The following is a 285-nucleotide window of genomic DNA, read 5'->3' on the forward strand; positions in this document are numbered from 1 at the left end:
CGGGGCAGGTGCACGCCCTGATGGGCGAGAACGGTGCGGGCAAGTCGACGCTGCTGAAGATCCTCGGCGGCGCCTATATTCCCAGCAGCGGCACGGTGCAGATCGGCGCGCAGACCATGGCGTTCAAATGCGCCGCCGACAGCATCGCCAGCGGCGTAGCGGTGATCCACCAGGAGCTGCACCTGGTGCCGGAAATGACCGTCGCCGAAAACCTGTTCCTCGGGCATTTGCCCTCGCGCTTCGGCGTGGTCAACCGGGGCCTGTTGCGCAAGCAGGCCCTGGCTT

General features: G+C 66.7%; 1 protein-coding gene. It reads left to right on the forward strand.

Features of this window, described 5'->3' with window-relative positions:
• Positions 1 to 285 (forward strand): ATP-binding cassette domain-containing protein (locus Q8X51_RS32220; protein ID WP_407694954.1); only part of this gene is annotated, 285 nt, incomplete at both ends.

Origin of the sequence: Pseudomonas sp. Yb2C2, assembly GCF_052112325.1 — a bacterium.
In the GTDB taxonomy this organism is placed as follows: domain Bacteria; phylum Pseudomonadota; class Gammaproteobacteria; order Pseudomonadales; family Pseudomonadaceae; genus Aquipseudomonas; species Aquipseudomonas marginalis.